Origin of the sequence: Actinomyces oricola (assembly GCF_004104015.1) — a bacterium.
Classification (GTDB): Bacteria; Actinomycetota; Actinomycetes; order Actinomycetales; family Actinomycetaceae; genus Actinomyces; species Actinomyces oricola.
In genome coordinates, this window is sequence record NZ_RYFV01000009.1 from 1 (window position 1) to 12,342 (window position 12,342).

At 69.5% G+C, this 12,342-nt stretch carries 13 protein-coding genes; 5 read left to right on the top strand and 8 right to left on the bottom strand.

All coding sequences use genetic code 11. From position 1 onward, the window contains the following. Nucleotides 1-530 precede the first annotated feature (530 nt). The 3 genes from EUC46_RS05090 to EUC46_RS05100 form a co-directional block, all read right to left on the bottom strand. Nucleotides 531-1,826 carry an SPFH domain-containing protein gene (locus EUC46_RS05090; protein ID WP_128773178.1) on the bottom strand — a complete coding sequence of 432 codons (1,296 nt, stop codon included), beginning with the start codon at nt 1,824-1,826 and terminating at the stop codon, nt 531-533. Between the two features lie 78 nt (nt 1,827-1,904). Further along, nucleotides 1,905-2,342, bottom strand: a complete 438-nt coding sequence (locus EUC46_RS05095) for an NfeD family protein (protein WP_128773114.1) — start codon at nt 2,340-2,342, stop codon at nt 1,905-1,907. Nucleotides 2,343-2,402: 60 nt separating this feature from the next. Beyond that, complete coding sequence (locus EUC46_RS05100) at nt 2,403-3,212, bottom strand: ABC transporter ATP-binding protein (RefSeq protein ID WP_128773115.1); 810 nt, start codon at nt 3,210-3,212, stop codon at nt 2,403-2,405. Between the two features lie 160 nt (nt 3,213-3,372). Here EUC46_RS05100 and EUC46_RS05105 point away from each other — a divergent pair, with 160 nt between their 5' ends. Beyond that, nucleotides 3,373-4,092 (top strand): hypothetical protein, encoded by a 720-nt coding sequence (locus EUC46_RS05105; protein WP_128773179.1) that lies wholly within the window; start codon nt 3,373-3,375, stop codon nt 4,090-4,092. 181 nt (nt 4,093-4,273) lie between these two features. Here EUC46_RS05105 and glgA read toward each other — a convergent pair whose 3' ends face one another. Continuing rightward, a complete protein-coding gene (glgA, locus tag EUC46_RS05110) occupies nt 4,274-5,491 on the bottom strand; it encodes a glycogen synthase (RefSeq protein WP_128773116.1) in 1,218 nt (405 codons plus the stop codon). Here glgA and EUC46_RS13275 point away from each other — a divergent pair. Together EUC46_RS13275 and glgC are read left to right on the top strand one after the other, a co-directional pair. Beyond that, on the top strand, nt 5,490-5,624 hold the full coding sequence (locus tag EUC46_RS13275) for a hypothetical protein (RefSeq protein WP_277750476.1): 135 nt from the start codon (nt 5,490-5,492) through the stop codon (nt 5,622-5,624). The genes glgA and EUC46_RS13275 overlap by 2 nt on opposite strands. A gap of 115 nt (nt 5,625-5,739) precedes the next feature. Beyond that, nucleotides 5,740-6,984, top strand: a complete 1,245-nt coding sequence (gene glgC, locus EUC46_RS05115; RefSeq protein WP_128773117.1) for a glucose-1-phosphate adenylyltransferase — start codon at nt 5,740-5,742, stop codon at nt 6,982-6,984. A 44-nt stretch (nt 6,985-7,028) separates the two neighbouring features. Here the strand turns inward: glgC and EUC46_RS13280 are convergent, their stop codons facing one another. Beyond that, nucleotides 7,029-7,154 carry a hypothetical protein gene (locus tag EUC46_RS13280; protein ID WP_277750477.1) on the bottom strand — a complete coding sequence of 42 codons (126 nt, stop codon included), beginning with the start codon at nt 7,152-7,154 and terminating at the stop codon, nt 7,029-7,031. Between EUC46_RS13280 and serB the strand changes: the two genes are divergently transcribed. Continuing rightward, entirely contained in the window at nt 7,153-7,842 is a 690-nt protein-coding gene (serB, locus tag EUC46_RS05120) for a phosphoserine phosphatase SerB (protein ID WP_128773118.1), read from the top strand. The genes EUC46_RS13280 and serB overlap by 2 nt on opposite strands. A gap of 45 nt (nt 7,843-7,887) precedes the next feature. On the opposite strand, the gene EUC46_RS05125 is transcribed toward serB, so the two are convergent. Beyond that, on the bottom strand, nt 7,888-8,403 hold the full coding sequence (locus EUC46_RS05125) for a SixA phosphatase family protein (RefSeq protein ID WP_128773119.1): 516 nt from the start codon (nt 8,401-8,403) through the stop codon (nt 7,888-7,890). Between the two features lie 55 nt (nt 8,404-8,458). After that, a complete protein-coding gene (locus tag EUC46_RS05130) occupies nt 8,459-9,400 on the bottom strand; it encodes an SDR family oxidoreductase (RefSeq protein WP_241655411.1) in 942 nt (313 codons plus the stop codon). Between the two features lie 212 nt (nt 9,401-9,612). Between EUC46_RS05130 and dusB the strand changes: the two genes are divergently transcribed. After that, a complete protein-coding gene (gene dusB / locus EUC46_RS05135; RefSeq protein WP_421701342.1) occupies nt 9,613-10,932 on the top strand; it encodes a tRNA dihydrouridine synthase DusB in 1,320 nt (439 codons plus the stop codon). A 175-nt stretch (nt 10,933-11,107) separates the two neighbouring features. Here dusB and EUC46_RS05140 read toward each other — a convergent pair whose 3' ends face one another. Next, nucleotides 11,108-12,337 (bottom strand): YibE/F family protein, encoded by a 1,230-nt coding sequence (locus tag EUC46_RS05140; RefSeq protein WP_241655418.1) that lies wholly within the window; start codon nt 12,335-12,337, stop codon nt 11,108-11,110. Nucleotides 12,338-12,342 lie beyond the last annotated feature (5 nt).

The window sequence follows — 12,342 nt, forward strand, 5'->3', positions numbered from 1 at the left end:
ATCGCCAATATCAAGACTTGGAGAATCCTCCACAACGACTACCGAAGACCCCTGAACACATTCAACACAACAATCACCGCAGTACTAGCCCTCATATTCACCTACAACACCCCATGAATAACCCTCAACGACTACCGAAGACCCCTGAACACATTCAACACAACAATCACCGCAGTACTAGCCCTCATATTCACCTACAACACCCCATGAATAACCCTCCATGTCCCTGAGCATCGGATCCACCTCTACTGCTGTCAAACCGATCGGTGATTTTACCCTACCACCCCAGCGGGGCCATCTGTTTCACCTGCATCACCTGCATCACCTGCGCCGCCCCGCCCTGCCGGGGCGCCCCAACTCGACCAGGAGCGGGTCACGCTCGACGGCCGGCCCCTCGCCGCCGACGGGCCCGGAGAACCGGCTCTGGTAGGGCTCGCAAAAGGCGCGGGAATATGCACGCCGCAGGCGCGGCGGGCATATTCCCGCTAAGAGAAACAAGCGGAACAAGCACGATCAGCGAGCCGGCGGGCTCACATCGGGCGGTCGCCCCGCGAGGGGAAACTCTCGGTGGGGGCCCCACCGGGCCGGTATCCGCCGGATCCACGACCGGGAGTAGGAGACGGCGGGTAGCCCATCATCGGCGCCGTCGTGGGCGGGATGGTGGGCGGCTCTGGAACCGTGGGCGGAACCCCAGCGGACTCCGGGACGGTGGGGGACTCCGGGCTCACGGACGGGACGGCGGGCGCCGGGGCCGCCCTTGTCGAGCGCTCGTCCTGGGCCGCCTGGGAGGCGGCGGAGGCGGCCTCGCTGCGGGCCTCGGCCAGGGCCTCCTCGGGAGCTTGCAAGTTGGTGCCGGCCAGGTCCGAGGCAATATCCAGACCCGATTCCATGCCCGACAGATCCACCTGCACCTTCTCAGAAGACGCCCCGAAGGGGTCCGAGCCCGGGTCGGGGCTCTTGCCGCCCAGGGCGCCGGCAATACCGTCGAGGGCCGCGGTGAACTCGGTGGGAACGATCCACATCTTCGAGCTGGTGCCATTGGCGATCTTGGGCAGGGTCTGCAAGTACTGGTAAGCCAACAGCTTGGGATCCGCATTGCCGCGGTGGATGGCATCGAAGACCTGGAGGATGGCGCGGGACTCCCCCTGAGCCTTGAGGATCGCGGACTGGGCCTGCCCCTCGGCGCGCAGGATCGCCGACTGCTTGTCGCCCTCGGCGGTAAGAATCTGGGACTCCTTGACGCCCTCGGCGGTCAGGATGGCGGCGCGGCGGTCGCGCTCGGCGCGCATCTGCTGCTCCATGGCGCCCTGAATGGAGACCGGCGGGTCAATGGACTTCAGCTCCACATTGCTCACGCGGATGCCCCAGCGACCGGTGGCCTGGTCCAGGACCCCGCGCAGCTGGCCATTGATCTGGTCTCGGCTGGTCAGAGTCTGCTCCAGGTCCATGGAGCCGATGACGTTTCGCAGCGTCGTGACAGTCAGCTGCTCAATGGCCTGGAGGTAGTTGGCGATCTCGTAGGTGGCGTCCCTGGGATTAGTCACCTGGTAGTAGATGACCGAGTCAATACTCACCACGAGGTTGTCAGAGGTAATAACCGGCTGCGGGGGGAAGGAGACGACCTGCTCGCGCAGATCGACCGTGGTGCGCACCCGGTCGATGAAGGGCATGAGGAAGTGCATTCCGGCGCCGTACTCGGCCTGGAACTTCCCCAAGCGCTCCACAATGATCGCGTAGGACTGAGGAACAATCCGCACGGCCTTAGCGATGGCAACAACAAAGAAAATGAAGATCAGTAGGCCGACGGTCAATGCCGCGGCACTCAAGCCCGCACCGGACACGGGGTCTCCTTCCCGGAGTTAATGGACAATGCAGTTGGTGATCAGTTGACGATTGGCTGGCGATCAGTTGACAGGGGCCACGACGGCAATGGCGCCGTCGATCTTGATCACGCGCACGGTGCCCCCGGGCTCAATACGCGCCGAGGCGTCGACCTCGCTCAGGCGAGCACTCCACTCATGGCCCCTGAGGTTAATCCTGCCACCGCGTATGTCCACAGCGGTCAGGGCAGTCGCTTCACGCCCCAGGAGCCCATCGACGTTCGTGCGCGTCTCCGGAGTGGAAGCGGTCAGGAGCCCCTTGGCCCACGGGCGCACCGCCACCAGCAGGAGGGTGGAGACCACGCCGAAGACTACGACCTGGATCCAGAAAGGAACCCCCAGGGCGGCCGCCCCCGCCCCGGCGAGCGCCCCACCGGCGAGCATCATGAAGGTCAGGTCCGCGGTGAGCATCTCGACCACACCCAGAATGAGGCTTGCTCCGATCCACCACAGCCAACCCATAATGTCCTCCCTGTCTGTTCGTCTGCTCGTCTGTGCGCCGTATGCCGTGCGCGGGGAGCCTCAGGCCACGTGCCCGCCGATGGTGATTCTCCTGCCGCGGGCCGTGTAGCGTCCGCGGTCCTTGGCTATTTCCAGCGGCAAGGCGAAGGTGGCGCTCATGACCTGATTGGTGAGGACCTCGTCCAGGGGGCCGGCACCAATCACCCGCCCCCCGCGCAGGGCCAGGGCGTGGGTGAAACCAACCGGAATCTCCTCCAGGTGGTGGGTCACCAGGATCATGGTGGGCGCCCCGGGGGCGGTAATGATCTCAGTCAGGGCGGCCAAGAGCTGTTCGCGCCCGGCCACGTCCAGGCCCGAGGCGGGCTCGTCGAGGATGAGGAGTTCAGGGTCGGGCATGAGGGCGCGGGCGATCTCGACGCGCTTGCGCTCACCCGAGGAGAGCTGCGCCCAATGCCGCTGGGCCAGCGCGCCGGCGCCGAGCGCGGCCAAGATGGCGTGGGCGCGCTCAATGTCGAAGTCGTCGTACTGTTCCCGCCACACCCCAATGCGGCCGTAGGAGGCGGACAGGACCACGCCCAGAACGGTTTCGCCGCCCAGGACGCTAGCGGCCAGCGCCGAGGAGCACAGGCCAATACGCGGATGGAGCTCGGAGACGTCAATACGCCCCATGCGCTCCTCCAGGACGTCGACCGTGCCAGAAGAAGGGAAAAGCCGGGCCGAGGCGATCCGCGCGATTGTCGTCTTGCCCGCGCCATTGGGCCCCAGCATGACCCAGTGCTGCCCCTCGTCAACCGCCCAGGTCACAGAGTCGAGGATCTGGGTGGTCCCACGGTGGAGGGAGACGTCATTGAGACGCAGAACTGCGGTCATGGCCCCAACCCTATCTTGCGCTCGTAACGACAACCGCCTCTGGCAGCAGGTTCCGCAGCAGGTTCCGCTGCCCGCCGAGTCCGGCGCTCCCCGCCGAGCCCACTCCCCATCCGAACCCGAAGATCCCGCGGCGATCTCGAAGGTAAGGTGCCGTCCCGTGATGACCCCTCTCGACCCGCCGGTGAGCGTCCTGCTGGCCCTGTGGGCGCCCGTGCCCTCCTCTTACGGCCTCACAGTGGTGCAGGGGCGCGGCGGCCCCCACGCCGTCGGCGACGCCGCCTCCCCCGCCGGCACCGGGCCCGTGCCGCTGGGGGCCTGGCTCACCGCGCTGGGGCGGCTACAGCGCTGCTTGGCGGTTCTGGTCTCACCGGCCGACCCCCTGCCCGGTCTGGCCGCCGCCCTTGACGCCGGCCAAGGCGTGCTCCTGGAGACCGCCGGCAACGCGCCCGGCCCCCGGCGGGTACTCCTGGTGCCCGAGGAGAACGGCGCCTCCACACTGTGGCACGCCCACGAACTCGCCTCCCCGGCGCCTCCCCTGGACGCCGGCCACGCCCGTCGAGAGATCCACGCCGCCACCCAGGAGGCCATTGAGGCGCTCACCGAACTCGATCTGGCCCGCGGGCGCCCCGAGCTGGCTGATGAACTCACCGATCTCATAACGGCGAACCTGGACCCTCGGCTGCTGCCGCCGTCCCTGGAGCCGCGCCATCGGACCCTGCTGGAGCGCTCGCTGCGGTTGGGGGCCATCTGCGATCTGGCGCTGTCGGATGACGGCGCCGCGGCCAGCGCCGCCCAGGCCGCCAACCGCGCGCGGGTGCTGCGGCCCTTGGCCGCAGTGGCCCGCCGCGGTGTTGCCGCCGCTACACAATGGTGGGCCTGAGCCGACGCCGGCCGCGCCGGCCGGCCCCCACGCCCGAACCGCACTGGGAGCGCCGCCGCCCGGGCCCGCTACCGGGCCGTGCCGTCGGGTCACTGAGCAGCCGGACACGCCGGGGCCCGGCGGCCGGGGTGAGTCCCCCGCCGTCGGGCCCCGGTGCGGGCGTGCGCCCGGGATTGCGGTGTCAGCCCTGGGCCAGCACCCAGTCGTAGACCTTCATGGTGCGCTCGGCAATGGCGGACCAGGCGAAGTGGTCCTCGACGCGCTTGCGCGCGGCGATCCCCATCTCCTTGGCGCGGGACTCGTCCATGACCAGGGTGGTCAGGCGCTCGGCCAGGTCCGCCTCGAAGCGGTCCGGGTCCTTCGGGGTGCCGGTGCCGTCCTGGACCTGGTCGATGGGGACGAGGAAGCCCGTTTCACCGTCGACAATGACGTCGGGGATGCCGCCGGTGGCGGAGCCGACGACGGGCAGGTCGACGGCCATGGCCTCGAGGTTGACGATGCCCAGGGGCTCGTAGACCGAGGGGCACACGAAGACGTTGGAAACCGACAGAACAGCAATGAGCTGGGGGCGGGGCAGCATCTCCTCGACCCACACCACGCCGGTGCGCTTCTCGCGCAGGCGGGCCACCAGTCCCTCGACCTCGGCCTTAATCTCCGGGGTGTCGGGGGCGCCGGCGCACAGGATCACCTGGACCTCGGCGGGCAGCTGCTCACAGGCGCGCAGCAGGTAGGGCAGGCCCTTCTGGCGGGTGATACGGCCCACGAAGACAACGGTGGGACGGTCGGGGTCAATGCCCAGGCGCTTAATGGTCTCCTCGGCCAGGGCGTCGGCCTCAGCGCCCGTGGGGCGCTGCCAGGCGGCCAGGTCGATGCCATTGTGGACGACCTTGACGCGCTCGGGGTCCACCGCCGGGTAGGAGCGCAGGATGTCGGCGCGCATGCCGTTGGATACCGCAATAATGCCGGCGGCCGCCTCGTAGGCGGTCTTCTCCGCCCAGGACGATAGGGCGTAGCCGCCGCCGAGCTGCTCGGCCTTCCAGGGGCGCAGGGGCTCCAGGGAGTGGGCGGACAGGACGTGGGGGGCGCCGTGGAGCAGGGAGGCCAGGTGCCCGCCGAGGTTGGCGTACCAGGTGTGGGAGTGAACGATGTCCGCCCCCTCACATCCGGCAGCCATCTCCAGGTCCACGCCGAAGGTCTGCAGCGCGGCGTTGGCCTCGGCCAGCTCTGCGACGTCGGGGTAGCCCGTCACACCGGGCTCCGCGTTCTCGCGCGGGCCGCCGAAGGCGTGCACGCGCACATCCGCCAGGGGGCGCAGTACCTTGGCGAGCTCGTTGACGTGGACTCCAGCTCCACCGTAGATGTAAGGGGGGTACTCCTTGGTCAGCAGGTCGACCCTCATGGATCTCGTCTCCTCGTTCATGCGTCAGCGCACAGTCGGCAACGGTCGTTATCGGGGCGGCCGGATTGTGGGGGCGGCCACCACATCCGACGGTAACCGCAAGCACGCCGCGGCGGGGGCTTTTGGCGGCTGAGGATCGCCTGAAACGGGCTGCGACCGGGCCGTCTGCCAACCGTCAGTCACATTGGCCGGGAAGATGTCCCCCAAATCGGCCACGAAGGTGGCTCGGGTCACCGTAAGGTGGGTCCATGGCTTCTCCTCGTGTCCTCGCAATCATCCTCGCCGGCGGCGAAGGCAAGCGCCTCATGCCGCTGACGGTCGACCGTGCCAAGCCCGCCGTTCCGTTCGGCGGCATCTACCGCCTCATCGACTTCTCGCTGTCGAATATGATCAACTCGGGTTTCCTCCGAGTCGTCGTGCTCACGCAGTACAAGTCGCACTCCTTGGACCGGCACATTGCCAAGACCTGGCGCCTGTCCTCCATGCTCGGCAACTACGTCGCCCCGGTCCCCGCCCAGCAGCGCGTGGGCAAGCACTGGTTCTTGGGCAGCGCCGACGCCATCTACCAGTCCCTCAACCTGCTCGACGACGAGCGCCCCGACTACGTGGTCATTACCGGTGCGGACAATATCTACCGCATGGACTTCTCCCAGATGCTCGACCACCACATTGCTTCGGGACTGCCCTGCACGGTGGCCGGAATCCGTCAGCCGCGCTCCTTGGCCGACCAGTTCGGCGTCATTGAGGCGGACCCGGAGGACCGGGGCCGCATCAAGGCATTCGTTGAGAAGCCCAAGGACACTCCCGGCCTGCCGGACTCCCCCGACGAGGTCCTGGCCTCAATGGGCAACTACATTATTAGTGCCGACGCCCTTTTGGAGGCCGTCACCAAGGACGCCGACGACGAGAACTCCAAGCACGACATGGGCGGCAACATTGTGCCCTGGTTCGTGGCCCAGGGCGCCGCCGGCGTCTACGACTTCAAGGACAATGACGTGCCCGGGGCCACCGAGCGCGACCGCGACTACTGGCGCGACGTGGGCACCGTGGACGCCTTCTACGAGGCCCACCAGGACCTCATTAGCGTCACCCCGGTGTTCAACCTCTACAACGAGCAGTGGCCGGTCTTCGCCGGCAGCCAGAACGCCGTGCCCCCGGCCAAGTTCGTTTACGGCCACCACGAGCGCCTGGGCCACGCGGTTGACTCGATCGTCTCCCCCGGTGTCATTGTCTCCGGCGGTGAAGTCATCTCCTCGGTGCTCTCCCCGGGCGTGCGCGTGAACTCCTGGTCCTCGGTGCGCGAGTCCGTGCTCATGGACGGTGTTTCAGTGGCCCGCAATGCCGTGGTCGCCCGCGCAATCCTCGACAAGCACGTGGTTGTTGAGGAGGGCGCCATGGTTGGCATTGATGCCGACCACGACCGTGAGCGCGGCTTCACGGTGACCGAATCCGGCATTACGGTCGTCGCCAAGGGGCAGACCGTCTCCCGCTGAGTCGATCGCGCTGGACTGGAGAACCCCAGTCGCCCTGGGCGCCGCTACTGAGCCTTGTGCTCGACGGCGGCGCCCAGTCGCGCGTTCGCGCCCACCCGGTTGAGTTCAACGGACGGGTCCGGGCCGCAGCGGCCGGCCAGGCCGGTGGCGCCCAGATAGCATGCGGTCATGACGCATACGATGGGCCGCGTCAGCGGCGCCCTCACCAGCGGCCCCCTGCTCGAGGACGGTCCGGGCCTGCTGGTCATGGACGTCGACTCCACGCTCATCGAGCAGGAAGTCATTGAACTCTTGGCCGAACGGGCGGGTATTCGTGAGCGGGTCGCTGCGGTCACGGCGCGGGCAATGCGTGGTGAGTTGGACTTCGCCGCCTCCCTGCGCGAGCGGGTCGCCACCCTCGCCGGCGTGCCGGTGTCAGTCTTCGCCGAGGTGCTGGCCGAGATCCGGTTGACCCCCGGGGCCGTGGAGCTCATTGACGCCCTGCACGGCCGCGGCTGCCGGGTGGGCGTGGTCTCAGGGGGGTTTGAGGAGGTTGTGGTGCCCTTGGCCGAGCGCCTGGGCATTGACCACATCGCCGCCAACCGCCTGGAGTGCTCCCATGGCGCGCTCACCGGAAAAGTCCGGGGACGGATCGTGGACCGTCAGGTCAAGGAGCGCTGTCTGCGCGCCTGGGCCCGGGCCAACGGCGTGCCCATGAATCGCACTATTGCCGTGGGGGACGGCGCCAACGACCTGGACATGATTGGCGCCGCGGGCCTGGGGGTGGCTTTCTGCGCCAAGCCCCTGGTCACCGCCCGCGCCCCGGCCGCGGTCCACGTCCGCGACCTGAGGGCAGTCCTGGAGCTGATAGGGGGTTGATGCGGCCGGCCCTGGGTGCGTCCGCGTTGGCGCGCCGCGGGCCGTCTAGCGCGGGGCGGTGACAATGTCCACCAGATGCGCCTGGTTGGGACCCAGGGCCGCCCAGGCGCCGGGCACCTCCATAATGAGGGCGGTGGCGGTGGGCACACCGAAAGAGACCTGGCTGGCCAGATCGTCGTCGGCGTCATGGAGCATGTGGGCCAGAATCGACATGGTGGGCTCATGCCCGACGACCATCACGGTGCGCGAGGCCTCCTCCACCTCCTCCAGGAGGTGGAGGATCCCCATGGGGCCGCGGTGGTAGATCTCCGGCTCAACACGGATGTCCCCAGGGTCTAGGCGGTGCTGCATGGGCCGCGCCGTCTGACGGGCGCGGGCCGCCGGGGAGACCAGAAGCAGATCGACACGGCTGAGGCGCCCGCTCATCTGCCGGGCGAGCTTGTCGGCCAGGGTGCGCCCCTTGGAGGTCAGGGGGCGCTCGAGATCAGTAGGGGCTTGGTGAGAGGCCTTGGAGTGGCGAACAAGCACCAGCGTGCGGGCCCCAGAGGTCAGTGTCGTCACACCGCCACTTTACGGCACCAGCAGGCTCCATCCGCACCCGGGCCGAGCCCGGCGCCTACCCGTCCAACAGGCCGGCGCCACCGTCAGCGCGAATCACCTGCCCGGTGGTGGCCGGCAGCCAATTGGAGAGCAGGACGACGGCGCTGCGGGCGACAGCCTCGGCGTCGTCAGGATCCCAACCGAGCGGAGCCCGGCGTACCCACTTGTTGGCCAGGAGCTCGAAGTCGGGGATGGCGCTGGCGGCGGGGGTGCGCAGCGGCCCGGTGGACAGGGCGTTGACGCGTATGCCGCTGGGGCCCAGTTCAACTGCCAGGGAGCGGACACTGGCCTCCAAGGCCGCCTTGAGGGGACCCATCCAGCCGTAGCCGGGGTGGATGCGGCTGGTGTCGAAGCTGAGCGCCACAACACTCGCGTCCCGGGATAGGAGTGGGAGTAGGGCGCCGACCAGCGCGGGCAGCGAGGCGGTCGAGGTGGTGAAGGCGCGCTCCAGGTCGCGGGCCCGCTCTAAGCCGCCCTGGCCCTCGGGCGCTCCGGGTTCCCTCCCCGCCCGGATCGCCTCAGCGGTTTGAGCCAAAAGACGCGGCTCTTCCCCAGCCCCCAATGCGAGCCCCGTGGCATCCGTGGGCCGAGCCGGGGGCCGGGTGGCGCCGGGGAGGATTCTCCCCAGGAGTTCGGGGCCGGCGTGGGCAATGGCGTGGACAATGCCATCCAGGTCAACCACCCCCAGTCCCGCCAGCCGTCCCGGCAGGGCGGCCAGACCGGAGGGGTCGGTCACGTCCAGGGGGACGGGCGGATCGGGCAGGCCCAGGCGACCCGCCACCGAGCCGGTCAGTGCCAGGGTGCGCGGCACGGCGGTGAGGATCACGCGGGCGCCCTGGTCGTGGGCGGCGGCGGCAATGGACGCGGCAATGGAGGAGGGCCGCAGAACGCCGGTGAGAAGGACCGTCCGCCCTGCAAGGAGGCCGGAGGCGGCCTGCACGCTGTGCTGGGTGCTCACCGGCCCAGCCTATGACCAGGGGCGGAAGGGGGGCCGGGGCCGCTGAAGCGGTGATGCGCGCCGTCTACGGCCAGGGGCGGGGCCGGGCCCCCGGTCGCGAGCTATGCCAGCATGGTGCGGTGACCTCCACCGCTGACCGCACCGCCGCCGGGAGCCCCGAGCGCCCTGAGAGCCCTGCGCGCTCTGTGAGCCCTGACAATGCCCCGGACCCGCTGCCGTCCTCTCACCCTCGGGGGTCCGGCCCCGCCGGCGCTCCGGCCGCTCCCGCCGGCGGCCCGCCCCCAGGGGTGACGGCGCTGCGCCTCGGCCCGTTGGAGATAGCCACGCCGGTCGAGCTCGCTCCAATGGCCGGGGTGACCAATGCGTCCTTCAGGCGCCTGTGCCGGCTCTTCGCCGAGGGGACGCTGCCCGAGGACCTGCACCCGAGCAGCCCCGGACCGGTAGTTGCCGGCGGCGCCCTGGTCGCACCCGCGGGCCTGTATGTCACCGAGATGGTCACTACTCGCGCCCTGGTGGAGCGCAACGCCAAGACCCTGGCGATGGTGCGCACCGACCCGACCGAGCGGGTGCGCTCCATCCAGCTCTACGGCGTGGACCCGGACACGGTGGCGGCCGCGGTGCGGATCCTGGTGGAGGAGGACCTGGCCGACCACATTGACCTCAACTTCGGCTGCCCCGTGCCCAAGGTGACCCGCAAGGGCGGAGGCGCGGCGCTGCCCTGGAAGCGGGACCTGCTGGCGGCGATCATGCGCGCCGCGGTGCGGTCCTCGCAGCAGGCGGCGCACTCTGGGCGGCGCGAGCGCGAGGTCCCGGTGACGATCAAGATGCGCCTGGGGATTGATGAGGAGCACGAGACCTTCCTGGACGCGGCCAGGGCGGCCGCCGACGCCGGTATTGCGGCGCTGGCCCTGCACGCCCGCACCGCCCGCCAGCACTACTCGGGACAGGCCCGTTGGGACCAGATCGCCCGGCTCAAGGAGGCCACCGCCCTGCCCGTGCTGGGCAATGGGGACGTGTGGAGCGGAGACGACGCGGTGGAGATAATGCGCACCACCGGCTGCGACGGGGTCGTCGTGGGGCGCGGCTGCCAGGGGCGGCCGTGGCTGTTCGCGGACATTGTGGCGGCCCTGCACGGCCGCAGCGAGCGCATCCGGCCCGACCTGGACAGGGTGATCGCGGTGATCCGCGAGCACGGCCGAATGCTGGCCGAGGAGATGGGTGAGGACCGGGGCGTGCGGGATCTGCGCAAGCACGTGGGCTGGTACCTCCGGGGCTACCCGGTGGGCGGAGCCGCCCGCGCCTCGCTCATGCAGGTGCGGAGTCTGGCGGAACTCGACGCGGCCCTGACGGCCATGCGCTCCCGTCTGCCGTCAAGGGTCCCCTTCCCGGGCGAGGCGGCCGAGGGGCCCCGTGGACGGGCGGGCAGCCCCCGGACTCCCCGCCTCCCCGACGGCTGGCTGGACTCCCCCTACCTCAACGAGTCGGACCGGGGAGTGCTCGCCGAGGCCGAAGTGGATGTCTCCGGCGGCTGACCACCCCCTCCCCCCTCGCCTCCCCTCCCCCAACGAAATCCTCACAGCACAACGTCCCGGGGTGGTGTGCTGTGAGGATTTCGTTGGAGGGGAGGGCGGCCAGGCGCGCGAGGAGAGCGCGAGGGGCGGGACCGGGCGGCCGGGCGCGCAGGCGGCCGGGCGGGCGCGAGTGGGCTCAGGCCTCCTCAGGCACTGCGGTGGTGCGGCACAGGGCGGCGGCAATGGCGGTGGTCGCCGGGATGGAGAGCACCAGGCCGATGGACGACACCAGCGTGCGCACTATCTCCTCGGCAATCTCACCGCTGAGCACAGTGTCCATCACCGCCCGGTCGATCAGCGCCGCGGAGAGGATGAGCGGCAGGGCCGTGCCCGCGTAGGCGAAGGCCAGGGTGTAGACGGTTGAAGCGATATGGTCGCGCCCAATCCTCATGCCGCCAATGAAAAGCCGACGGCGCGCCAGGGCGGGGTTGGCGGCGTGCAGTTCCCAGACGGCCGAGGCCTGGGTAATGGTGACGTCGTTGAGGACGCCGAGACCGGCCACCACCATGCCGCAGGTCAGCAGCGCTTGCAGGTCAATGCCCTCCACCAGGGAGGCCAGAGTCATGGCGGTCTCATCGACGGCGCCAGTGAGGTTGGCGGCCCCGGTGCCCCACAAAGACAGCACGACGGTAATGCCCACGCCGACAACCGTGCCCAGCAGCGCGGTCGTGGTGCGCACCGAGACACCGTGGGCGACGTAGACGGCCAGCAGCATCATCGCCGAGGAGCCCACAAGGGTGACCAGCATGGGTGAGGCCCCGCCCAGCAGTGCCGGGATCATGAAGGCCACCAGCACGCCGGTGGCCAGGAGCAGGCCTAGAACGCTCAACGCCCCTTTGCGGCCCGCCACCGCCACCACCAGCACGAGGTAGACCACCGCCAGGGCCGCAATGGGCAGATCGCGGGTGTAGTCGACGAAGACGTAGGGAGTGCCCCCGGCCAGGGCCTGGGGGGTGTACATGACCTTGAGGCCGTCACCCACGCCGGCGGCGGGCCGGGACTCCGCGGGGATGTGGACCGGGAGGATCAGGCCCGCACCGGCACCGGAGGTGATCTTGGCGCACACGGCGTCCTTGAGCAGGGACCCGTCGGAGACCCCGCCGAGGGCGGCGCTGGCCTCCTGGCACTGCGCTACATCCAGGGAGGTAATGGTGGCGGTCTCCAGGCTCGCCTCCTGGGAGGTGAAGGGCTGGGAGCCCACCAGTGTGGAGTGCTTGGGCCACAGCACGACCAGGCCCACGAGCGTGACAAGCACCAGGGGCACCACAATGGCCGCCAGGACCAGCCGCACCCGCTTGGCCTCCAGGGCGCTGAGATTAAGCGGCCCGGAGTGGGAGTGGGTGTGGCCGGGGGCGTCGGGCCCCAGAGCCT

Bases quoted from the DNA above. Each gene is read 5' to 3' on its own strand.
- EUC46_RS05095 (WP_128773114.1), bottom strand. From the start codon at position 2,342: ATGGGTTGGCTGTGGTGGATCGGAGCAAGCCTCATTCTGGGTGTGGTC.
- EUC46_RS13280 (WP_277750477.1), bottom strand. From the start codon at position 7,154: ATGACCGCATGCTATCTGGGCGCCACCGGCCTGGCCGGCCGCTGCGGC.
- glgC (WP_128773117.1), top strand. From the start codon at position 5,740: ATGGCTTCTCCTCGTGTCCTCGCAATCATCCTCGCCGGCGGCGAAGGC.
- EUC46_RS13275 (WP_277750476.1), top strand. From the start codon at position 5,490: ATGGATCTCGTCTCCTCGTTCATGCGTCAGCGCACAGTCGGCAACGGT.
- EUC46_RS05100 (WP_128773115.1), bottom strand. From the start codon at position 3,212: ATGACCGCAGTTCTGCGTCTCAATGACGTCTCCCTCCACCGTGGGACC.
- EUC46_RS05105 (WP_128773179.1), top strand. From the start codon at position 3,373: ATGACCCCTCTCGACCCGCCGGTGAGCGTCCTGCTGGCCCTGTGGGCG.
- glgA (WP_128773116.1), bottom strand. From the start codon at position 5,491: ATGAGGGTCGACCTGCTGACCAAGGAGTACCCCCCTTACATCTACGGT.
- serB (WP_128773118.1), top strand. From the start codon at position 7,153: ATGACGCATACGATGGGCCGCGTCAGCGGCGCCCTCACCAGCGGCCCC.